Here is a 21,971-nt window from a genome sequence, read left to right as displayed (position 1 = left end):
GAGGCCGTACCCAAGGCCGCCGGCTGGGCTCAGACGCCGCGGCCGAGGATGTCCATCGCAATCGCGTCGGCGTCGCGGAGCGTGCGCTGCCCACTCGGGTACGGGGCGCCGTCGTGGGCCTCGCCGGGGGCAGCGAACGCATGGGCCTCGGCCGCGATCGCCGTCCCCCACTGCACCGCCGAAAGCTGGAGCCCGAGGACGTACAGCCCCTCGACCGGCTGCCCGTTCACGTCCAGGGCGCGGTAGGGCGGCGCCGTGACGTCGAGACCGGTCGAGGGGCGCGGGACGCCGTCGGTACCGGCAAGGAATCTGGGGCGCACAAGGCCGTCCGCGAGCAGCCCCGACAGGAGCGCGGAGTCCGACTGCGCCACGACGTTGGCCGGGGCAAGGGCCTCCACGAGATACCTCGAGCGCACGTCGGGCGCCCCCACCCACGGGGACGACGCCGTGAATGCCGGCTCCGAGCGGTCGATCGAGAAGCGCGGCTCGGGACCGACCGTTCCCACGACGCCTGCGCGCATGAGCGCCGCCATCTGCCGGATCCGCAGCGCCGGCGGGCCGCTCGCGAGCCCCTCGACAAGGCCCTCGAACCAGCCGCGCAGCCCCGAGACCCAGGACTCCTCGGTGATGCCGCCGTCCGCGACCGCCTCCTTGAGCACCGCCCGGCCGCGGTGCAGCGCGGCGATGGCCATCTTGACCGGGTCGTCCTCGCCGCGCGCGCTCCCTGCGGCGTCCTCGTCGAGGTACGCGAGCACGCAGGCGTCGAGGTCGGACCGGTCCTGCGCGTGCCAGCCGGCCAGCGGTGCGCCGAGCGCGCGGAGGTCGAGCCGCCGAGCCGGGGCCACGCCGTCGCGCGCCACACGTGCTGCGAGCCGCTCCCACGCGGGGCCCTCGACGGCGAGCGCCTCGTCGAGCCGGGCGAGGAACCCCTCGGACACGGACTCGGGCTCGACCCGCGCGAGCGTCGAGTAGTAGGCCCAGAGGGTGTCGCGGTGCAGGAGCGGCCACAGGTCCTGGTCGAAGGACGGCTCGATGCCTGCCCGCCGGGGGGCCAGGGCAGCGGCCCGGGTGAACCAGCGCAGCCCGATGGAGGGGGCGTAGTACGAGTCCAGTTCCGCCTTGCCGCGGTAGGGCACCCCGCGCCGTGACGCCGCGACGATCCGCGGCTCCCGCCCGGAGGGCTCGTACGCCAGGCGCCCGTCGGGCTGCTCTGAGAATCGCCCGCCCCGGCCCTCGGTGAGCTGGACCATGACGTCGAAGAAGTTCAGCCCCATGCCGCGCACCAGGACGGTCTTCCCGGCCGGCAGCCTGTCCCAGTCCACGTCCGCCGGAGCCGCCGGCGGAAGGTAGGTCAGGCCGAGCCGTTCGGCGGATTCCGCCAGGACGCGCTGGTCACGGCCGAGCCGCGCCGGGACGTGCCCGAGGGCGAGCACGACGGCGTCGGCCTCCCGCGCGCGCCCGCCCGCCGTCGTGACCGCGAACCCATGCGGGGTGCGCCCGACCCGGGCCACCTCCTGCGGCACGTGGCACACGACGGCGCCGGGCGGCGCGGCGTCGAGGATCGCCTGCCACGTCTCGGCCAGGTAGCGCCCGTAGAGCGCCCTCGGCGGGAACCCGCTCGCGTCGAGGCGGCTGAGCTCGGCCTGCTCCTCGGGGCCGAGGCAGCACTGTCCCGCGCGGATCGCGTTGCGCTGCGCGTCGCGCCACGCGTCGAAGCTGGTCCCGGCGAGGGGCTTGGCCATGCCCGGCTCGCTCGGGATCACAGTGGGGTAGAAGGAGGGCGTGTTCATCAGGAACAGTCGCGGCTGCCCTGTGCGCCAGACCTTGCCCGGGCCCGGATCGAAGGGGTCGTAGACGGTGATCTCCAGCGCGGTCCCCGGAGCCTCCTGCGCTGCCCGGACGGCGAGGAGCCGCTCCACTGCGGAGAGTCCGCGCGGTCCGCCCCCCACCACGGCTACGCGCTTCACACCTCCCCGGACCATAGGGTTGAGCTTAACCCGCGGCGTGGAAGGATGGGCCCATGACCCCGGACACCACCCCTGCCGAGACAGCGCAGCCCGCCGACACCGAGACGTGGGCGCACCTCCCCGGGGAGCCGGTGGACGAGAACCTGTGGCTCGAGGACATCCACGGCGAGGACCAGCTGGCGTGGGTGCGCGAGCAGAACGCCCGCACTGAGGACCTGCTCGTGGACGCCGAGTACGCGCAGCTCGAGGCCCGCATCCTCGAGGTCATGGACTCGACGGACCGCATTCCGATGGTGGCGAAGCGCGGGGACTGGTACTACAACTTCTGGCGCGACGCCGAGCACCCCAAGGGCCTGTGGCGGCGCACCCGGTGGGACAGCTACGTGACCGAGGCCCCCGAGTGGGAGGCCGTGCTCGACCTCGACGCGCTCGCCGCCGCCGAGGGAACCGAGTGGGTGTGGGGCGGGGCGAGCTTCCTCCGGCCGGACGACGGCGTCTCATGGCGCCGCTGCATGGTCCGGCTCTCCCCCGACGGAGGAGACGCCGCGGCCCTGCGCGAGTACGACGTCGAGGACCGCGCGTTCGTGGACCCCACAGCAGGCGGCTTCGAACTGCCGGCTGCCAAGGGCGGGGTGGACTGGATCGACGCGGACACGCTGCTGGTCTCCTCGACCCTCGGCGAGGACGCCTCGACCACGTCCTCGTACCCCCGCATCGTGCGGAAGCTGGCACGCGGCGGCGATCTGGCGGACGCCGAGACCGTCTTCGAGGTCGCCGCGGAGCACATGATGGCCTCCGCGGGCTTCGACGACACCCCGGGCTTCGAGCGGCTTCTCGCGAGCGACCGAATCAGCTTCTTCGACGTCCAGCACTCGGTCTGGGCGGACGGGGCCTGGGCGCCGATCCCCGTGCCCACCAATGTCGACGTGGACCTGCACCGCGAGTGGATCCTGTTCCGGCCCCAGCGCGACTGGACCGTCGGCGGGAGCAGCGACGGGCGGGTGTACCCCGGCGGCTCCCTGCTCGTGGCCGGCTTCGACGAGTTCATGGCAGGGTCCCGGGACCTCACCGTCCTGTTCACCCCCGATGAGCACACCTCGCTCCAGTCCTGGTCCTGGACGAAGAGCCACCTCATGCTCAACCTGCTCCGCGACGTCTCCTCCGAGATCCGGGTGCTCACGCCGCGGGAGCCCGGCTCCGCAGCGCACGACGCCGGGTGGTCGCCCCGGGTGCTCGACGCGTGCCCGCCGCTGCACCTCGTCGAGAGCTTCGCCGTGGACGACGAGGACCCCGAGTCGGGCGACGACTACTGGCTCATCGCGACAGGGTTCCTGACGCCCACCACCCTCCTGCGCGGAACCCTCGGCGGGGAGCACGCGGCAGTCAAGCGGGCGCCGTCGTTCTTCGACGAATCCCGCTTCGAGGTGGAGCAGCACTTCGCGGCCTCCGCAGACGGCACGCGGGTGCCGTATTTCCAGGTATCCCCCGTCGGGCTGGAGCTGGACGGAACTGCGCCGACCCAGCTCTCCGGCTACGGCGGGTTCGAGATCGCCAGAACGCCCGCCTACTCCGGCACGGTCGGCAGGGCGTGGCTCGAGAAGGGCGGCGTGTACGTCGTGGCGAACATCCGCGGCGGCGGCGAGTACGGGCCCGCGTGGCACCAGGCGGCGCTCAAGGCGAACCGACACCGTGCCTACGAGGACTTCGCGGCGGTCGCCCAGGACCTCATCCGGCGCGGCGTCACCTCGCCGCAGCATCTGGGCTGCTCGGGCGGCTCGAACGGCGGCCTGCTCGTCGGGAACATGCTCGTCCACTATCCGGAGCTGTTCGGGGCGATCTCCTGCGGGGTGCCGCTCCTGGACATGCGCCGGTACACGAAGCTCTCCGCGGGCTACTCGTGGATCGCCGAGTACGGCGACCCGGACAAGCCGGAGGAGTGGGAGTTCCTCCGGACCTTCTCGCCGTACCACCTGCTGCGCGACGGGGTGGAGTACCCGGACACCTTCATCTGGACGGCGACCTCCGACGACCGGGTGGGGCCCGTGCAGGCGCGCAAGATGGCCGCGCGCATGGAGGCCATGGGGATCCGGAACGTCTGGTTCCACGAGGCCCTCGAGGGCGGCCACGCCGGGGCGAGCGACAACCGGCAGGCCGCCGCGCTCCAGGCCCGCAGCCAGACCTTCCTGTGGCGCGCCCTGACCGGGTCCCTGCACTAGCCCCCTTCCCCTTCCGTCTGGGGGTCATATTCTGGGAGTCACATTCTGGGAGTCACCGGAGGTGACCCTCAGAACGTGACCCCCAGACGGAAGGGCGGGGCGCTTTTGCGTCTCCGCCACCGTTCTGGGTACGCTTGTCAGGCTGGCGACAGCAAGGAGACGTGCCAGAGCGGCCGAATGGACTTCACTGCTAATGAAGGGTCCGGGGAAACTTGGACCGGGGGTTCAAATCCCCCCGTCTCCGCCATGTGAATACGAGAGGCGCCCCCAGTCTTCGGACCGGGGGCGCTTCTCGCGTGCGCCGGCTGGGGCTCAGTGGCGTGTCTTGGACCAGAAGAGGATCCCGCCCGCGACCGCCAGGGCGATCATGATGGCCCATGCCAGCGGGCCCGGTGCCCAGGCGGAGGCAGCGGTCTGGGAAGAATGCTCCGCGGGTGTGCCCGTGGAGGCCTGCCAGTCCCCGCCGGCGGGGTGGTCGGCGGTCGCGGCGGGCGACGGCGCCGCCGGCGGCTCCGCGCTCGGGGGCGCCTGGGGCGGAGCAGGCGCAGCTGCCGTCGGCGGAAGCGGCTGCGGCTGGCTGTCGGGGCACGGCGCCGCGGAGAACTGATGAGTCCACTGCGTCGGGCCGCCCATCGAGTACCCGGGCCGCGCCGAGGCGACCACGGTGACCGTGCCGAGCGCTGAGTTGGACCCGGCTGCGAGGAGGGTCTCCCCGACGCGGTAGTCGACCCCGATGATCCGGGGGACGAGGACGGCGTCGCGGTCGGTGCCGCACGGATCCGAGAACAGCGGGGCATCGGCCGTCACCGCGACGGGGCAGGGCGCGGTGAGGTCCGCAGCGGCGGAGGTCGCGAGCGCAGCGCCATCGGGGGACTGGCTCACGGTCGCCGTGTAGGCGTGCCCGGTCGAGAGGGGGACGATGATGTCCGCCGACCCGGTGAACCTCCCCGACGCCGCCTCGTGCCCGGCCTCGTCGGTGATGCGGTAGGCGAGCATGGCGCCCTGGTCAGTCTGGGCCGCCAGGCGCACTGAGTCGCAGGCCGAGCGGACGAGACTCACCTGCGCCTTGGGCGGCGCGGCGGAGGGCGTGGGGCTCGGCGTGCTCGTCGGGGACGGGGACGGGGGAAGCAGCTGTTGGGGATCCGGAGATGGACTCAGCTGATCCGCAGGGATCTGGAGTGGCGGTCTCTCGGCTGCTGTTGCCGCGCCAGCCTGAGGCACCATGAGCAGCGGGAGGCCCAGCATGAGGGCACCGAGAACGGCGGCACACAACGCCAGGCGGCGGACAATCGGCGGGGCCTTGCGGCTCACGATCTGGGCCATTCCCTCCTGTGGCTGGCGATCGGTCGCAGCCAGCCTATCGAAATGAGACCATTTCGTGATCATTGTGTGATCTGGGACACGAAGTGTGTCGGGTGATGCCCCGGGGCCTGTCTCTTCGCCCTACCCGGCCTGGGCCAGCGCGAGCGGCAAGACCGGCCCCGCCCCCTCCCGTCGAAGCAGCCTTCCGGCGACCGTCGCGGTCCACCGGCTGTCCACCAGGTCGTCGACGAGCAGCACCGGCTGCCCCGCCACCCCGGCGAGCGCCTCGCGCAGGTCGGGACCGACGTCGAACGCCTCCCAGACCCCGGCGAGCCGGAACGCGCTGTTGCCGCCGCCCTGCCCAGGTCGAGCGGCATCGGTGCGCTTGAGCGGCCCGAGGTACGGGAGCCGACCCATCTGGGCGATGCCGCGCGCGAGCGAATCCACCAGCCGCGGACGCGTCGCCGAGGGGACGCTCACGACGGCGGCGGGTCGCCCAGCGCCGCTCCACGGGCCCGCCGACGAGTCGCCCTGCGCCCATGCCGACAGGAGCTCGACACAGGCGCGCGCGAGCGCCGGGGGAACTTCCGCGTCGGGGGCGCCGGCGGCGAACAGCTCGCGGAGCGGTCCCCCATAGCCGAGGTCGGTGAGGCGGGCGAGTGCCCGGCCCTCGGCGAGCTGCTCCTCCGCGGAGATCCTGCCCTTGACCCGCACCCCGAGCTTCTCCATGCCGCTGGGCCACTGGGCCCGCGGCTCGATGGGGACGCCGGCGTGCCGCAGCTTGGCACCGGCGCGCTCGAGCAGCGACGGGTCGACGTCGTCCGGGAACCAGCGGCCGGCGCAGTTATCGCAGCGCCCGCACGGGGCTGCCGTCTCGTCGTCGAGCACGCTCGTGATGTACTCCATGCGGCATCCGGCGGTCTCCTCGTACACCACCATCGAGTCCTGCTCGGCCACACGGGCCTCGGCGATGCGCGCGTACCGCTCGCCGTCGTACTGCCACGGGACACCGGTGGCCTGCCATCCGCCGCCAACCCGCTCCACGGCCCCGTCCACAGCGAGGACCTTCAGGAGCAGCTCGAGCTGGGTTCGGCGCAGCTCCACGAGAGACTCGAGCGCCACGGTCGAGAGGGGTCGGCCGGCTTCCGAGAGCGCCGCGATGACCGCGTTGGCCCTGCCCTTCTCGGGCATGGACGCTGTGGCGAAGTAGCGCCAGATGTCGCGGTCCTCAGGGCCGGGCAGGAGGAGCACGTCAGCGTTGGCGGAGCCGCGCCCGGCACGTCCCACCTGCTGGTAGTAGGCGACCGGGCTCGACGGCGCGCCCAGGTGCACGACGAAGCCGAGGTCCGGCTTGTCGAACCCCATTCCGAGGGCGCTGGTCGCGACGAGTGCCTTGACCTGGTTGTCCTTGAGGAGCTGCTCGGCCTGCTCGCGCTCCGCCGTGTCGGTCTTGCCCGTGTAGGCCAGCACGCGGTGGCCCGCCTCGGTGAGGATCCGGGCCGTGTCCTCCGCCGCGGAGACCGTGAGCGTGTAGATGATCCCGCTCCCGGGCAGCCCCTCGAGATGGGCGAGCAGCCACGCGAGGCGGTGCCCGGCGTCGGGCAGCGCCAGGACGCCGAGGCGCAGCGACTCACGCCCGAGCGGCCCCCTCAGTGTGAGGACGTCCCTGCCGAGCTGCTCCTCGATGTCCCGGACCACGCGCGCGTTGGCGGTCGCCGTCGTCGCGAGGACGGGTACCGACGCCGGGAGCTCGTCGATCAGCGAGGCGATCCGGCGGTAGTCGGGCCGGAAGTCGTGGCCCCAGTCCGAGATGCAGTGTGCCTCGTCCACCACGAGCAGTCCGGTGCGGGCGAGCAGCTCGGGCAGGTGCTGCTCACGGAATCCCGGATTCGTGAGCCGCTCCGGGGAGATGAGGACGACGTCGGCCGCGTCCGCCTCGAGCGCGGCGTGCACCTCGTCCCATTCGAGCCGGTTCGCCGAGTTGATCGCCACGGCCCGCACGCCAGCGCGTGCGGCGGCCGCAACCTGGTCCCGCATGAGCGCGAGGAGGGGCGAGACGAGGAGTGTGGGCCCGGCCCCCTGCGCGCGCAGGAGCAGGGATGCCACGAAGTACACGGCGGACTTGCCCCAGCCGGTGCGCTGGACCACGAGGGTGCGCCGCCCCTTGGCGACGAGGGCCTCGATGGCTTCGAACTGGCCGGGGTGGAAGTCGGCGTCATCCCGTCCGACGAGGGTGCGCAGGACCCTCAGGGCACGGTCGCGGAGACCGTCACCGCGACCGCCCGCCTCGTCACGTTGTGTCATATTTTCCGCTGAACGGGCTGCTTGCTGCGGGCTCGGGACCATGTCTTCCAGTATGGCCGTGACCTCCGACACTTCACGGTGACCTGAGAGTTCCCGTCCCGATACCGTAGTGGCATCTCAGTGCCAACGAGAAGGAACGTGTCATGACGGCGACGGTGCCGCCCCTTTCTGATGCCACCCTGCCGGAGCAGGCAGGCCAGTCCCCCGAGCAGAAGCAGTCCCAGCCGAAGCAGCCCGAGCGGAAGTCCGCGGGCCATGTGATCGTCGATTCGCTCGCCGCCCACGGCGTGAAGCGGACGTACGTGGTTCCCGGCGAGTCGTTCCTGGACGTGCTCGATGGCCTCCACAACGCCTCGATCGAGACGGTCGTGTGCCGCCACGAGGGCGGCGCGGCCTACATGGCCGAGGCCGACGGGAAGATGAACCAGCTCCCCGGCGTGGCCATGGTCACGCGCGGGCCCGGAGCGGCGAACGCGCACGTGGGCCTGCACACCGCGTGGCAGGACTCGACCCCGATGGTGCTGTTCGTCGGGCTGATCCCGTTCGCGCACCGCGACCGCGAGGCATTCCAGGAGTTCGACATCAAGTCCTGGTTCGACACCGGCGCCAAGCGCGTCATGGTGCTCGACCACGCCGAGCGCGCCTCCGAGATCGTCGCCGAGGCGATGTTCGCAGCGATGAGCGGGCGCCCGGGGCCCGTCGTCGTGGGCCTGCCGGAGGACATCATCCAGCAGGAGATCGACGCCGAGATCCACCCCGTGATCCCAGTGGCCGAGGGCGGCATGACCGTCAGCGACTGGAAGGCGCTCAAGGCAGCCCTGTCCGAGGCGGAAAAGCCGCTGTTCGTCGTCGGCGGCAACGACTGGACCCAGGAGGGCGCCACCGCGCTGACCAACTGGCTCGAGGACCACAGCATCCCGGCCGCGGCCGAGTGGCGATGCGAGGGCACCATCCCCTTCGACTCCCCCTCCTACGTCGGCCCGATCGGCTACGGCCGGCCCAAGCCGACCTACAACCTGCTCGAGGAGACGGACCTGCTGGTCTTCGTCGGCACCGTCCCCGGGGACGTCATCACCGACGGGTTCCTGGTCCGCCAGGACTGGGCGAAGAAGAACTTCCTCGTCACGATCGACCCGTCCCTGCGCGGGCGCTCGGGCCCGGTCTCGCACCAGATCGTCGCCAAGCCGGACTCGTTCGTGCGTGACCTCGTCCTGATGAACCTCCCCGTGCGCGAGCAGTGGAAGGTCTGGACCGAGCGCATGCGCGGCGAGCAGGAGAAGTTCGCTGCCCTGCCCCCGGCCACGCCCACGGACGGGCAGGCCCGCATGGACACCCTCATGGCGAACCTCTGCGCGTCCCTGCCGGAGGACGCCATGATCACCCTCGGCGCCGGCGAGCACACCAACTGGGCCCACCGCTACTTTCCCACCCAGAAGTACGCGTCGATGATCTCGGCCCGCAACGGCTCCATGGGCTACTCCATCCCCTCCGCCGTCGCCGCCTCCCTGGCCCACCCGGGCCGGCGCGTGGTGACGATCGCCGGCGACGGCGAGTTCCTCATGAACGGCCAGGAGCTCGCCACCGCGGCGCAGTACGGCGCGACTCCGCTCGTGATCGTCATGGACAACCAGGAGTACGGCACGATCCGCTCGCACCAGGAGCGCCACTACCCGCACCGCATCTCCGGCACGCAGCTGAAGAACCCGGACTTCGCGCTCATGGCTCAGGCGTTCGGCGGATTCGGCGTCCGGGTCGAGAAGGACGCCGACGTCCCGGCCGCCCTCGAGGCCGCGCTCCGCGCGATCGACGAGGACAAGACCTTCGCCCTCGTCCACCTCATCGTCGAGCAGCGCGTCAAGGCCTACTGAGCCCCAAGGTTGAGGGGTCATGTCCCAAGGTCGAAGGGCCAGGGACATGACCCCTCAACGTAGGGGACGGGACCCCGCAACACCTGGCTGGCGAGTCCACGCACGACGGCGCGCACGACTCAGTCGGCGCCGAACCGCCCCCGGTGCTCGAGCGGGATGAGCGGCTTCTCGGCGCGGGCGCGGATCTGCTGGACGGCCCACGAGTTGCCGTCGGGGTCGTCGAAGCCGAAGAACGTGCCGCCGTCGTCGGGCGAGAAGACCATGAGCTCCGAGCATTCGACGCCGCGGCCCGTCAGCTCCGCCCGGGCTGTCTCGGCGTCGGCGACGACGAGTTGGAGGCCCTTGAGCGAACCCGGCTCCATGGCGCGCTGGGGCGGCAGGTCGCCGAACACGATCGAGCAGCCGGAGCCCTCAGGCGTGAGCTGGACGACGTGCATGTGCTCGTTCTTCGTGTCGTGGTCGAGGTGGAAGCCGACCTTGTCGCGGTAGAACTCGACCGAGCGGTCGATGTCGGCCACGGGCAGGATGACAACTTCGAGGGTCCAGTCCATGGGCTCAACCTAGGCGCGGCGTCCGCACGGCTCAAGATCCGGCTCCGGTGTCGGCGCCCCCCAGTAGAATCGAGCCCGTGACCAGCAACGTGAACGCCGCCCCTGACTCGACAAGCACCGCGCCCCTGACCGACCTGTCCGCGTCCTTCAAGGCGTACGACGTGCGCGGGATCGTGGGCGAGACCATCGATGCCCGCATCGTCGAGGCCGTCGGCGCGGCGTTCGTGGACGTCCTGGGCCTGGCCGGGCAGACGGTGCTGGTTGGCGGGGACATGCGCCCGTCGTCGCCGGACTTCATCGCCGCGTTCGCCCGCGGCGCGGCAGCCCGCGGCGGCAGGGTCGAGACGCTGGACCTGATCTCGACCGACGAGCTGTACTACGCCTGCGGCGCACTCGATGCGGCCGGTGCCACCTTCACCGCGAGCCACAACCCCGCGCAGTACAACGGCATCAAGATGGCCAAGCCCGGCGCGCAGCCGGTCTCCTCGGAGACCGGGCTGAAGGACATCCAGGCCGCCGCCGAGGCGTACCTCGCCGCGGACGCCATCCCGACCGTGGACGAGCCCGGGCAGATCGCCGTCCGCGATGTCCTGCGCGACTACGCGGAGTACCTGCGCGGCCTGGTGGACCTGAGCGGCATCCGACCGCTGAAGGTGGTCGTGGACGCGGGGAACGGCATGGCCGGCCTCACGACCCCGGCGGTGCTCGGCGACCAGCTCCTGCCGGGCCTGCCCCTGGAGATCGTCCCGCTCTACTTCGAGCTCGACGGCACCTTCCCGAACCACCCGGCCAACCCGCTCGAGCCGGAGAACCTGCGCGACCTGCAGGCCGCGGTCGTGCGGCACGGGGCGGACATCGGCCTTGCGTTCGACGGCGACGCGGACCGCTGCTTCGTCATCGACGAGAAGGGCGAGCCGGTCTCGCCGTCGGCCATCACGGCGCTCGTGGCGCGCCGCGAGATCGCACGGGCCAAGGCGGCGGGCGAGGCCGAGCCGGTCATCATCCACAACCTCATCACCTCCCGCGCGGTGCCGGAGCTGGTCCAGCACGACGGCGGCCGCCCGGTGCGCACGCGCGTGGGCCACTCCTTCATCAAGGCCGTGATGGCCGAGGAGGGCGCCGTGTTCGGCGGCGAGCACTCCGCGCACTACTACTTCCGCGACTTCTGGAACGCCGACACCGGCATGCTCGCCGCGATGCACGTCCTCGCGGCCCTCGGCGGGCAGGAGGAGCCGCTCTCCGAGCTCGCGGCCGAGTACGAGCCGTACGTGGCCTCCGGCGAGATCAACTCGGAGATCGAGGACAAGGCCGCCGCCGTGGCCCGGGTCCGCGAGGAGTACGAGGGCGACGACGTGGCGGTCGACGAGCTCGACGGCACCACCTTCTCCGCCGCGGACGGCACCTGGTGGTTCAACCTCCGCCCCTCGAACACGGAGCCGTTCCTGCGCTTCAACGGCGAGGCGAAGGACCGCGCGACCCTTGAGCAGCTGCGCGACACCGTCCTCGCGATCGTCCGGGCCTGACTGTGCCCGGGGAGAAGCCATTGGCTGAGCAGCAGGCCGAGCTCCGCCAGGTGCTCGGCACCGCGCTCGGCATGGCCCAGGAGCACCTCGAGCAGAACGGCGGCTTCCTGCCGTTCGGCGTCACGCTCGCGCACGACGGCGAGCTGCGGCTCGTGATGGTCACGCCGCCGGAGGCGGGTCCCGACGGGGAGTTCGACGCCGAGGCGATGATGGAGGACGTCCTCGAGCTGCTGCGGCAGGGCCGCGAGGGATACACCGCAGTCGCCTTCGCGTCCGACGTGCACCTGCCGGAGCGCGGCTCCGACGGCATCCACGGCGCGGCCGAGCACGCAGGCGGCGGGGTGATGGCCGCCGTCGTGCCCTACGAGCTCACGGCCGAGGGCTACGTCTTCGGAGCCCTGGAAGCGGATGGGCACGAGGCCGCGGTCTTCACCACCTGACCCCCGGCGTCGTGACGCCCGACGGGGACCGGCCCCGGCGGGCGTAGAATACTCGCCATGCGCATGACGGCCTTCGAGGATGTGAGTCTGCGCGCCCTGATGCTGCTGGCTGCCAATGACACCGGCGTCCCGCTGGCCACGCGGACCATCGCGGACGGCGTCGGCACGCCCTACAACCACGTGAGCAAGGCCGTGCTCAGGCTCCGCGAGCTCGGGTACGTCGAGGCCACGCGCGGCCGCTCCGGCGGGGTCCAGCTGAGCGAGGCGGGGCGGAGGGCGACGGTCGGCGGCGTCCTGCGCGCCCTCGACACGCGTGAGGACCTGGCCGAGTGCGAAACCCCCAACGGGGACTGCCCCCTGAACTTCCAGTGCGGACTGCGCGGCGCCCTCCGGCGCGCCCGGGAGGCGTTCTACCGCGAGCTCGACAGCGTGGTGGTGAGCTCGCTGCCGCACGAGCGGCAGATGGGCCCGGTGCTCGTGCGGATCGGGCTGCGCCCGCCTGCCTGAGCCGCCACTCCCCTGCCGACGGCGACGCCTCCACAGCGCATGACGCTCCGTGACGAGCGTCACAGCTTCTCGAATTGCCATTTTCTACGCCCAGTAGAAGACTGTAGGTAATTCAGCATCGCAGATGCGGAATAAGCCAAAGTCCCCGGTTGGGGACCAGCCCCATGCTTGAGGAGTCGCAATGCTCTCGGATACCGCGCGCCCCGTCATCGAAGCCACCCTCCCCCTCGTCGGGAGCCGGATCGGCGAGATCACGCCGCTGTTCTACCAGAAGATGTTCGCCGCGCACCCCGAGCTGCTCAATGGGACCTTCTCCCGCGCCAACCAGGCGAACGGCACCCAGCGCCAGGCCCTCGCCGGCGCTATCGCGGCCTTCGCGAGCCACCTCGTGAACAACCCGGGCACCCTCCCCGAGGCCGTCCTGAGCCGCATCGCCCACAAGCACACGTCCCTCGGCATCACTGAGGACCAGTACCAGATCGTCTACAAGTACCTCTTCGAGGCCATCGTCGAGGACCTCGGCGAGGCCGTCACGCCCGAGGTCGCTGCGGCCTGGACCGAGGTGTACTGGCTCATGGCGGACGCCCTCATCAAGATCGAGAAGGGGCTCTACGCCAGGCAGGCCAATGACAAGATGTGGATGCCCTGGAAGATCGTGGAGAAGACGCCCGCGAGCCCCACGACGATGACGTTCGTGTTCGAGCCCGCCGACGACACCCCCGTGACCCCGGGCGAGCCCGGCCAGTTCGTCTCGGTCCGCATCCCGGTCGCGGACGGCCTCCTGCAGGCCCGCCAGTACACGCTGTCGGCCGACGCCGAGTCCACCGAGCGCCGCGTCATCACCACCAAGTTCAACGACGGCGGCGAGGTCTCGCCGATCATGCACGAGAAGTTCCAGGTGGGCGACGTCGTGGAGCTCTCCAACCCGTACGGCGACGTGACGCTCGACGACGGCGACGGCCCCCTCGTCCTCGCGACCGCCGGCATCGGCTGCACCCCGGCTGCCTCCATCCTGCGGGCCCTGGCCACCAACGGCTCGGGCCGCGAGGTCCTCGCCCTGCACGCCGACCGCAGCCTCGACACGTGGGCCCTGTCCGGCCAGATGCTCGGCGACGTCCAGAAGATCGACGGCGCAAGCCTGAAGGTCTGGCTCGAGAAGCCCGAACTCGCCGCAGTGGGCGCAGGCGCCGCGGGCGCCGAGACGCACGAGGGCTTCATGAACCTCGCCGACGTGGACCTCCCCGAGAACGCGAACGTCTACCTCTGCGGCCCGCTGCCGTTCATGCAGAAGGTCCGCTCCCAGGCCATCGCCAAGGGCATCCCGGCCACGAGGATCCACTACGAGGTCTTCGGCCCCGACCTCTGGCTCGCCTCGCAGAACTGAACCACGCCCAACGTCTGAGGGTCACCTCCTGAGGGTCACGTGATGTGACTCCCAGGAGGTGACCCTCAGACGTTGGACGGCGCGGAGGTCAGTTCGAGGCGGTGAAGAACGTGCCTCGGAACTGCGGCTGCTCGAGCTCGTCGAGCGCGGCGACGGCATAGTCCTGCGAGGAGATCCTCTCGCCGGCGGCCGGGACGTCGACGGCGGTGACGTACTCCCCCGTGCGCTCGCCCGGGGCGATGACCGCGGCCGGCGCCTGGACGGTCAGGTCGGCGCCGGCGTCGCGCAGGGCCTCGTAGGCGACGTACACGGCGTCCGACTCCCCCTTGTACTCGGCCGGGAACCCGGCGGTGTCCTTGATCGGCGTGCCGTCAGGCGTCTTCAGCCCCCCGAAGCCGCCCACCATGTAGAGCCGCGCCGCCGTGGGGACCGCCGCGATCGCGCGGTGCGCGTCGATGTAGGGCTCGCGGGAACCGCCGGTGCGGTCGGGCACGGTGGCCAGCACCACGGCGTCGTGCGCCTTGGCGACCTCGCTGTACGTCTGGAGGTCGGCCAGGTCCGCGGCACGCACGACGGCGGCGCCCTCCACCGGGGCCCCCTTGCGGCTGATGGCGGTCACCTCGTGCCCGCGGCGGGCGGCTTCGGCGACGATCTGGCTTCCCACCATGCCGGTGGCTCCGTAGACGGCGATCTTCATGAGGGCTCCTAATGATTGAAGTTGCAACTTTAGGCAACCCCGGCCCCCGGGCGAGTATTCCGCCGCCAGGAGGTGACTCCCAGAAGGTGACTCGCAGAAGGTGACCCCTAGAAGAGCTGGCGCCAGTTGGTCTTCGCCAGGTCGAGCACCTCGTCGCCGCGCCCGGAGAGGACGGTCCTGAGGGCGTAGAGCGTGAAGCCGCTGGCCTGCTGGGCGGTGATCGCCGGCGGCATGGCGAGCTCCTGCCGGGCCGTCACGACGTCCACGAGGGCGGGGCCGTCGTGCGCGAGCGCCTCCTTGAGGCCGCGCTCGAGCTCGGAGGACTCGTTGACCCGCACCCCTTTGATGCCCAACGCCTCCGCCACGGCGGCGAAGTTCGGATTGTCCAGCCCGGTGCCGAAGTTCACGAAGCCCGCCGACTTCATCTCGAGCTCGATGAAGTTCAGCGAGCCGTTGTTGAACACGACGAGCTTCACGGGCAGCCGGTTCTGGACGAGCGTGATGAGCTCTCCCATGAGCATCGAGAGGCCGCCGTCGCCGGCGAGGGCCACGACCTGCCGGCCTGGGAAGGCGGCCTGCGCACCCATCGCGTGCGGCAGGGCGTTCGCCATGGAGCCGTGCGTGAACGAGCCGACGAGGCGCCGTCGCCCGTTCATGGTGAGGTAGCGCGCCGCCCAGATCACCGGGGTGCCCACGTCCGCCGTGAAGACCACGTCGTCGTCGGCGAGCTGGTCGAGGACGCGGGTGATGTGCTGCGGGTGGAGCGGCTGGCCCTTCTTCGTCGGGGTGGCGAGGTCGTCGAGCCGGGACCGGGTCTTGGCGTAGTGCTTGAGGGTCGACTCGAGGTGGGTGCGCCGCTTCTTCCGCGTCAGCAGCGGCAGCAGGGCGGACGCGGTGTGCTTGACGTCGCCGACCAGCCCGAGGTCGAGGCGCGTGCGCCGGCCCAGCTGGTCGCCGCGGATGTCCACCTGGATGATCTTCGCCCGCTCCGGGTAGAACTGCTGGTAGGGGAAGTCCGTGCCGAGCATGAGGAGCGCGTCGCAGGACTCCATGGCGCGGTAGCCGGAGCTGAACCCGAGCAGGCCGGTCATGCCCACGTCGAACGGGTTGTCGTACTCGATGAACTCCTTCCCGCGGAACGCGTGCACGATCGGCGCCCCGAGCGCATCGGCGAGCGCGACCACCTCGTCGTGGGCTCCCTCGACGCCGGCGCCTGCGAGGATCGTGACCTTCCCGGCCGCGTTGAGGATGTCCGCGGCCTCCCGCAGCTCGGGCCCGCTCGGCACGACCCGCGGCTCGGCCCGGCGCACCACGGCGATCCGGTCCGACGCGACCTGGGCGAGCGCGATGTCCCCGGAGAGGACCACGACGGCGACGCCGCGCTTCTCGACCGCGGTGCGCAGGGCGATCTCGAGGATCCGCGGCATCTGGGCGGGGTCGGTGACCTGCTCGGCGTAGACGCTGCACTCGCGGAACACCTCGGTGGGGTGGGTCTCCTGGAAGTAGTTCGAGCCGATCTCGGTGCTGGGGATGTGGGCGGCGATCGCGAGGACGGGCACGCGGGAGCGGTTCGCGTCGTAGAGGCCGTTGATGAGGTGCAGGTTCCCGGGGCCCGCGGAGCCGGCGCAGACAGCCACCTCCCCGGTGAGGGCCGCCTCCGCGGCGGCGGCGAACGCGGCGGCCTCCTCGTGGCGCACGTGGACCCACTGGATGCTCGGGGTGCCGCGGAGCGCGTCGGTGAACCCGTTGAGCGAGTCCCCGGGGAGGCCGTAGACGCGGCGGACTCCGTTGGCGGCGAGGGTGTCGACGATGTTCTCAGCGATGGTCGTCATGGCCTCCAACCTAGCCGTGTGACGCAGATCCCGGGTACCCCCGGGGAATAACTGGGTAGCACAGACGTTGAACTTGAGCGTAAGTCACTCAACTCTGTATCTATCCTTCGGAGGATTACGAATGCCACTGTTCTTCGGCCCCGCAGCCGGCAACGGCTCCTTCGACGAGTTCCTTGCCCGGTACCTCCAGGGTCAGGGAGCGCGCCGAGTGGGGCGCCCCATCGACATGACGCGGCTCGTGAGCCGCGGGACCCAGAAGGTGCTCAACGTCGCCGGCCGCTACGCGAAGGACCACGGACACCGCGAGGTGGACGCCCTGCACCTGCTCCGCATCCTCGCGGAGACTGAGGCGGTCTCCGACATGGTCCGGCGCGCGGGCGTGGACCCCGCAGGGATCGTGGAGGCCGTCGAACAGCGGCTGCCCGAACCCGCCGAGGGCTCCGACGCAGACCCGGCCGCCGCCCCCACGCTCACCGCCGCCGCGCAGCATGTCTTCCTCGACGCGTACAAGGTCGCGCGCTCCCTCGGGTCCACGTACATCGACCCCGAGCACGTGTTCCTCGCGCTCGTGCTGGGCACGGACGCGCCCGCGGGCCAGATCCTCGCGGCCGCCGGCGTCACGCCCCAGTCCCTCCAGGAGGGCGAGTCCGCCCCGGCGGATTCCGCGCACGACGGCGAGGCCTCGCCCCGCGCGCCGAAGCGCACCACCGGCAGTGGCGCACGCAGCGGGAAGGACACCATGCTCGGCCAGTTCGGCACGGACCTCACCGAGCTCGCCCGCGAGGGCAGGCTCGATCCGGTGATCGGCCGCGCCGAGGAGATCGAGCAGGCCATCGAGATCCTGGCCCGCCGCACCAAGAACAACCCCGTGCTCATCGGCGAGGCCGGCGTCGGCAAGACGGCGATCGTCGAGGGCCTGGCCCAGGCCATCGCGTCCGGGGAGGTGCCCGCGCAGCTGTCCGGCAAGCGCGTGGTCTCCCTCGACCTGCCCGCCATGGTGGCGGGGACCCGCTACCGCGGCGACTTCGAGGAGCGCATCACCAAGACTCTGGACGAGCTCGCCGAGGACGGGGACGTCATCGCGTTCATCGACGAGCTCCACACCGTCGTCGGCGCCGGCGGCGGTGGCGAGGGCGGCATGGACGCGGGCAACATCCTCAAGCCCCGCCTCGCCCGCGGCGAGCTGCACCTCGTGGGCGCCACCACGCTCGACGAGTACCGCCGCATCGAGAAGGACCCGGCCCTCGAGCGCCGGTTCCAGCCCGTGACGGTCGGCGAGCCGAGCGTCGAGGACGCCGTCGCGATCCTGGCCGGGCTCGCCCCCCGCTACGCGGAGCACCATGATGTGGCGTACTCGGACGAGGCGATCCGCGCCGCGGTCGAGCTCTCCCACCGCTACATCACGGACAGGTACCTGCCGGACAAGGCCATCGACCTCATCGACCAGGCCGGCGCCCGGCTCAGCCTCGCGCGCGGCCCCCGGGCCGTGGACGTCGAGGCCCTGAACGCCGAGGCGACGAGGCTCGAACAGGAGAAGGCCGCCGCCGTCGCCCGCGAGGACTACGAGGAGGCCTCACGGCTGCGCGACGCGATCGAGGCGGTAGCCGTCAGGATCGCCGATGCGGCGGAGGGCGTCGGCACCCAGGGGGGCGACGCCGTCGTGCGCGAGGAGGACATCGCCGCCGTGGTGGCCCGCGCCACCGGAATCCCGGCCGCGCGGGTCACCGAGGGCGAGCGCGAGCGCCTCGCGCGCCTCGAGGACGAGCTCCATGGGCGCGTTGTCGGGCAGGAGGACGCGGTCACCGCGATCGCGAAGGCGGTGCGCCGCAACCGCACCGGCCTCGGCGACGCCGGGCGACCGGTGGGCAGCTTCCTGTTCCTCGGCCCCACGGGCGTGGGCAAGACCGAGCTCGCGAAGGCCCTCGCGGCCTCGCTGTTCGGCGACGAGTCCGCGATGGTGCGCTTCGACATGAGCGAGTTCGGCGAGCGCCACACCGTCTCGCGCCTGGTCGGGGCCCCTCCCGGGTACGTCGGCTACTCGGAGGCCGGGCAGCTCACCGAGCGCGTGCGCCGGCGCCCCTACTCCGTGGTGCTGCTGGACGAGGTCGAGAAGGCGCACCCCGACGTGTTCAACCTGCTCCTGCAGGTGCTCGACGACGGGCGGCTCACCGACGGCCAGGGCCACACCGTGGACTTCCGCAACACCGTGGTGATCATGACGTCCAACCTCGGGTCCGAGTTCCTCGCGACCCGTGGCGCCTCGCTCGGCTTCGCGGCCGGCGGCGCCGAGGGCGGCCCGTCCGAGACCGAGCTGCGCGCCCGCATCATGGGCCGGCTGCGCGAGACGATGCGGCCGGAGTTCCTCAACCGCATCGACGAGATCGTGCTGTTCCGCAAGCTCACCCGCGAGCAGCTGCACGAGATCGTGCGGCTCCAGCTCCGCAGCACCGAGGCTCGGCTCGCGGCGCAGGGCATCGCCCTGGCCGTGGACGACGCCGCCGTGGACTGGATCGCCGAGCGCGGCTACGAGCCCGAGTTCGGTGCCCGCCCGCTGCGCCGGGTGATCCAGCGCGAGCTCGAGGACCGCGTCGCGGACCTGCTCGTGGCGGGTGAGGTCGCCGAGGGCGGCCGGGTCACCGTGGGCGTCTCGGGTGCGGACGACGGCGCGGTGCTCACCGTGAGCGCGGACGTCGCCGAGGCGGCCCCCGCCGCCTGACTCTGAGGGTCACCTCCTGAGGGTCACCTCCTGGAGGTCACCTCCTGGAGGTCACCTCCTGGGGTTCCTCATCTGAAGGTCACCTCCTGAAGGCCATTGTCTGGACTTTGGCCAACAGGAGGTGACCTTCAGACGTGTTGGGGGTCAGGCCGGGTCGACGCGGCCGCGGCTGCCGTCGACGCGGACCCGCTGCCCGTCACGCAGCACCGACGTCCCGGTCCTCGTCCCCATGACGGCTGGGACGCCGTACTCCCGCGCAACGATTGCCGCGTGCGAGCCCAGCCCGCCCGTGTCCACGACCACCGCGGCGGCCCGGGCGAAGAGCGGCGTCCAGGACGGGTTCGTGTTCGGGCACACGAGTACCTCTCCCGTCCGCAGGTCGGCGAAGCCCTCCGACCCGAGGACGATGCGCACCGGCCCCTCGGCCACTCCCGCGCTCGCCGGTGTCCCAGCGAGGAGCGCCCCTGCGGCGTCGGCACCGCTCCCCCGGCGGCCGCCGAACAGGCTCGGGTCGAGCATGGGTACCCCCGCGTACTCTCGCCGGAGCCGAGCCCGGCGGGCGGCGAGGCCGCGCACCCGGTCAGCCTCGGCGTCGCCCATCACCGCCGGATCGGCAAGCTCCCGCAGCTCCTCGAGGCGCAGGTGGAAGACGTCCTCCGGCGACACGAGGGCGCGCGCTCCGGCGAGCCGGCGGCCGAGCTCGAGGAACGTGGCGCGCAGCGGAGGCATGAGCGCCGTGATGTAGAAGTGCGTGTCCTCGCGGAAGGCGAGGCCGCGGCGGCACGCCTCGACGATTCCGCGGGCCAGCGCTGACGCCCGCTCCGACCGGAGCGCAGGATGACCGAGGAGCTCGGCGAGTGCGGCGGCTCCCGGATCGTGCGCGCGGTCGGCGGGTGGCATCTCGGCGAGCGTCGTCAGCAGCGCTGCCACGGGCAGCGGGTCGTCGCGCCACGTGGGCGCGGTCGCCATCACGATGCTCACCGACTCCCGGTGCCCGTACTCCGTCAGGAAGGCGTCGAGCCGCGCGGCGAATGCGGCGAACTCGGGGCGCGTGCGGATCGCCTCGAGGAACCCAGCAGGGGCGAGCTCGCGGGCCGCGCGGGCCAGTTCGGGGTCCGCGCGGACGACGGCGGCGAGGGCCTCGAGCGCGTCGTTCCCGTCCCGCGTCCGGGTCCGGCCGCCGGCCACGAGCCGCGGAGCGAGCCGGCCGAGGCCGAGCACGCCGAGCAGGGCGCGCAGGGGAAGGAACGGGACGAACGACCCCGGCAGGTACCGCACCCGGATCTTCCCGAGCGGCTCCATGGCCGCGTTGCAGCGGTCCACCCGGTCGAGGAGCCCCTGCCAGTCGAGCGTCGCCGGGTCCTCGGCGTCGAGCGCGACGACCGCGGAGCGGAAAGCCGCGAACAGCGGGTCCTCCCTCCACCGCCGGACGTCGAAGCGCCGCACCCGCCGGGCGACCGAGAGCGGGGCGCCGAGGGTGGACAGGCTCGGGCGCGGGCGGGGCGGCACGAGCTGGAGGGGAACGCCGTCCCGCCCGCGGACCAGCTGCTCCAGCGGGGGGAAGCGCACCCCGACGCTCCCTGCCATGAGGTGGAGCATCCGCACGACGCCGGGCCCGATCCAGCCCGTCACGTCCAGAGGGTACGGGCGCACCGTGAACATCTCGACGAAGAACGGCGCCACAAGCTGCTGGATCCTGTTCAGCTCCGGCGGCTCGAGCGGGAGCGCGGTCATGGGGCGGGCTTGGAGCAGGCTGATCCTCCCCTCGGCCAAGGCCCATTCGATGTCCTGCGGGACGCCGAAGTGCTGCTCGACGCGCACCGCCAGCCGGGCGAGTTCGTGGGCCGCAGCGTCGGACAGGACGCGGCCGCCGCCCTCCCCCGGGGTCCTTTCGCGCACCGCTCCGTCCCGATTCAGGACGAGGTGCTCCGGTGTAACCTGCCCCGAGACGACCGCTTCCCCGAGTCCTCGCGCAGCGTCGACCACCAGCAGGTCGCGTCGGCCGGTCAGGGGGTCGGCGGTGAAGAGGACACCGGCCGCCTCAGCCGCGACCATGCGCTGGACGACGACGGCGATCGCCACCTCGGCGGGGTCGATCCCCTGCCGCTTCCGGTAGTCGGCGGCGCGGTCGGTCCAGAGGGAGACCCAACAGCGGCGGACGGCGTCGAGCACGGCGTCGGGCCCGGTGACGTCGAGGAAGGTGTCCTGCTGGCCGGCGAACGCTGCCCCGGGGAGGTCCTCGGCGGTGGCGCTCGACCGGACCGCGACTCGGGACTCGGCAGGCCCGAGCTCCGTGAGCGCGGACGTGACCGCGTGCGCGGTGGCGGCGTCGAGGGGAGCCGAGGCCAGGAGGTCCCGGGCGGCGGCCGGGTCGGACGCCGCTCGGGAGGGATCGAGGGCGACGCGTGCCGCGTGGGCCCGGTAGGCCGCCGTCGTGACCACGAACCCGGCCGGGACGGGGAGGCCAGCGGCGACCAGCTCCCCCAGGTTCGCCCCCTTGCCGCCGGCCCCGGGCAGGTCTGCAGCCCCGACGGAGGCGAGCGGAAGGACCAGAGGTGGGGCGGCGCCGTCGTCCATGACGCCACAGTACGCCCGCCGCGGCCATGCCGTGGGCCGCGTGCCGCGGGCGGCCAGACCCGGAAAAGGTGGAGGGCCGCCCCGTGT

The 21,971-nt window shown here is 72.0% G+C and carries 14 protein-coding genes and 1 tRNA gene; 8 read left to right on the top strand and 7 right to left on the bottom strand.

What is annotated here, in order from left to right; all coding sequences use genetic code 11:
* Positions 1 to 29: 29 nt before the first annotated feature.
* Positions 30 to 1,982, bottom strand: a complete 1,953-nt coding sequence (locus tag CGQ25_RS02085) for an FAD/NAD(P)-binding domain-containing protein (protein WP_208711589.1) — start codon at positions 1,980 to 1,982, stop codon at positions 30 to 32.
* A 38-nt stretch (positions 1,983 to 2,020) separates the two neighbouring features.
* Here CGQ25_RS02085 and CGQ25_RS02080 point away from each other — a divergent pair, with 38 nt between their 5' ends.
* Positions 2,021 to 4,183, top strand: a complete 2,163-nt coding sequence (locus CGQ25_RS02080) for a prolyl oligopeptidase family protein (protein WP_208711588.1) — start codon at positions 2,021 to 2,023, stop codon at positions 4,181 to 4,183.
* 155 nt (positions 4,184 to 4,338) lie between these two features.
* Positions 4,339 to 4,430: transfer RNA gene (locus tag CGQ25_RS02075), tRNA-Ser, on the top strand.
* 65 nt (positions 4,431 to 4,495) lie between these two features.
* On the opposite strand, the gene CGQ25_RS02070 is transcribed toward CGQ25_RS02075, so the two are convergent.
* Both CGQ25_RS02070 and CGQ25_RS02065 read right to left on the bottom strand, forming a co-directional pair.
* Positions 4,496 to 5,242, bottom strand: coding sequence for a hypothetical protein (locus CGQ25_RS02070; RefSeq protein ID WP_208711587.1), 747 nt, complete (start codon positions 5,240 to 5,242; stop codon positions 4,496 to 4,498).
* Positions 5,243 to 5,626: 384 nt separating this feature from the next.
* Positions 5,627 to 7,789: a RecQ family ATP-dependent DNA helicase gene (locus CGQ25_RS02065; protein ID WP_208711586.1), complete on the bottom strand. Its 2,163-nt coding sequence runs from the start codon at positions 7,787 to 7,789 to the stop codon at positions 5,627 to 5,629.
* 143 nt (positions 7,790 to 7,932) lie between these two features.
* Between CGQ25_RS02065 and CGQ25_RS02060 the strand changes: the two genes are divergently transcribed.
* Positions 7,933 to 9,657 carry a thiamine pyrophosphate-dependent enzyme gene (locus tag CGQ25_RS02060; protein WP_208711585.1) on the top strand — a complete coding sequence of 575 codons (1,725 nt, stop codon included), beginning with the start codon at positions 7,933 to 7,935 and terminating at the stop codon, positions 9,655 to 9,657.
* A gap of 119 nt (positions 9,658 to 9,776) precedes the next feature.
* Here the strand turns inward: CGQ25_RS02060 and CGQ25_RS02055 are convergent, their stop codons facing one another.
* A complete protein-coding gene (locus CGQ25_RS02055) occupies positions 9,777 to 10,208 on the bottom strand; it encodes a VOC family protein (RefSeq protein ID WP_208711584.1) in 432 nt (143 codons plus the stop codon).
* 77 nt (positions 10,209 to 10,285) lie between these two features.
* Between CGQ25_RS02055 and CGQ25_RS02050 the strand changes: the two genes are divergently transcribed.
* The 4 genes from CGQ25_RS02050 to CGQ25_RS02035 all read left to right on the top strand — a co-directional run bounded on the left by CGQ25_RS02050 (position 10,286) and on the right by CGQ25_RS02035 (position 14,062).
* Positions 10,286 to 11,731: a phosphomannomutase/phosphoglucomutase gene (locus CGQ25_RS02050; RefSeq protein ID WP_255405512.1), complete on the top strand. Its 1,446-nt coding sequence runs from the start codon at positions 10,286 to 10,288 to the stop codon at positions 11,729 to 11,731.
* A 20-nt stretch (positions 11,732 to 11,751) separates the two neighbouring features.
* Entirely contained in the window at positions 11,752 to 12,171 is a 420-nt protein-coding gene (locus CGQ25_RS02045; RefSeq protein WP_255405511.1) for a hypothetical protein, read from the top strand.
* Between the two features lie 57 nt (positions 12,172 to 12,228).
* Positions 12,229 to 12,678 (top strand): Rrf2 family transcriptional regulator, encoded by a 450-nt coding sequence (locus CGQ25_RS02040; RefSeq protein WP_208711583.1) that lies wholly within the window; start codon positions 12,229 to 12,231, stop codon positions 12,676 to 12,678.
* 181 nt (positions 12,679 to 12,859) lie between these two features.
* On the top strand, positions 12,860 to 14,062 hold the full coding sequence (locus CGQ25_RS02035; RefSeq protein ID WP_208711582.1) for a globin domain-containing protein: 1,203 nt from the start codon (positions 12,860 to 12,862) through the stop codon (positions 14,060 to 14,062).
* 88 nt (positions 14,063 to 14,150) lie between these two features.
* Here the strand turns inward: CGQ25_RS02035 and CGQ25_RS02030 are convergent, their stop codons facing one another.
* Positions 14,151 to 14,759 (bottom strand): NAD(P)-dependent oxidoreductase, encoded by a 609-nt coding sequence (locus CGQ25_RS02030; protein ID WP_208711581.1) that lies wholly within the window; start codon positions 14,757 to 14,759, stop codon positions 14,151 to 14,153.
* Positions 14,760 to 14,866: 107 nt separating this feature from the next.
* A complete protein-coding gene (gene poxB, locus CGQ25_RS02025; RefSeq protein WP_208711580.1) occupies positions 14,867 to 16,591 on the bottom strand; it encodes a ubiquinone-dependent pyruvate dehydrogenase in 1,725 nt (574 codons plus the stop codon).
* A 121-nt stretch (positions 16,592 to 16,712) separates the two neighbouring features.
* Between poxB and CGQ25_RS02020 the strand changes: the two genes are divergently transcribed.
* Positions 16,713 to 19,307: an ATP-dependent Clp protease ATP-binding subunit gene (locus CGQ25_RS02020; RefSeq protein ID WP_208711579.1), complete on the top strand. Its 2,595-nt coding sequence runs from the start codon at positions 16,713 to 16,715 to the stop codon at positions 19,305 to 19,307.
* A gap of 144 nt (positions 19,308 to 19,451) precedes the next feature.
* Here CGQ25_RS02020 and CGQ25_RS02015 read toward each other — a convergent pair whose 3' ends face one another.
* Positions 19,452 to 21,884 (bottom strand): PEP/pyruvate-binding domain-containing protein, encoded by a 2,433-nt coding sequence (locus CGQ25_RS02015; RefSeq protein WP_208711578.1) that lies wholly within the window; start codon positions 21,882 to 21,884, stop codon positions 19,452 to 19,454.
* Positions 21,885 to 21,971 lie beyond the last annotated feature (87 nt).

The sequence above is a fragment of the Sinomonas sp. R1AF57 genome (genome assembly GCF_002224485.1).
Lineage (GTDB): Bacteria > Actinomycetota > Actinomycetes > Actinomycetales > Micrococcaceae > Sinomonas > Sinomonas flava.
Note: the sequence above shows the minus strand (reverse complement) of the source record. Positions and strands in the feature narration are given on the sequence as shown.

Bases quoted from the DNA above. Each gene is read 5' to 3' on its own strand.
- poxB (WP_208711580.1), bottom strand. From the start codon at position 16,591: ATGACGACCATCGCTGAGAACATCGTCGACACCCTCGCCGCCAACGGA.
- CGQ25_RS02055 (WP_208711584.1), bottom strand. From the start codon at position 10,208: ATGGACTGGACCCTCGAAGTTGTCATCCTGCCCGTGGCCGACATCGAC.
- CGQ25_RS02060 (WP_208711585.1), top strand. From the start codon at position 7,933: ATGACGGCGACGGTGCCGCCCCTTTCTGATGCCACCCTGCCGGAGCAG.
- CGQ25_RS02035 (WP_208711582.1), top strand. From the start codon at position 12,860: ATGCTCTCGGATACCGCGCGCCCCGTCATCGAAGCCACCCTCCCCCTC.
- CGQ25_RS02085 (WP_208711589.1), bottom strand. From the start codon at position 1,982: ATGGTCCGGGGAGGTGTGAAGCGCGTAGCCGTGGTGGGGGGCGGACCG.
- CGQ25_RS02020 (WP_208711579.1), top strand. From the start codon at position 16,713: ATGCCACTGTTCTTCGGCCCCGCAGCCGGCAACGGCTCCTTCGACGAG.
- CGQ25_RS02080 (WP_208711588.1), top strand. From the start codon at position 2,021: ATGACCCCGGACACCACCCCTGCCGAGACAGCGCAGCCCGCCGACACC.
- CGQ25_RS02030 (WP_208711581.1), bottom strand. From the start codon at position 14,759: ATGAAGATCGCCGTCTACGGAGCCACCGGCATGGTGGGAAGCCAGATC.
- CGQ25_RS02065 (WP_208711586.1), bottom strand. From the start codon at position 7,789: ATGACACAACGTGACGAGGCGGGCGGTCGCGGTGACGGTCTCCGCGAC.
- CGQ25_RS02040 (WP_208711583.1), top strand. From the start codon at position 12,229: ATGCGCATGACGGCCTTCGAGGATGTGAGTCTGCGCGCCCTGATGCTG.
- CGQ25_RS02015 (WP_208711578.1), bottom strand. From the start codon at position 21,884: ATGGACGACGGCGCCGCCCCACCTCTGGTCCTTCCGCTCGCCTCCGTC.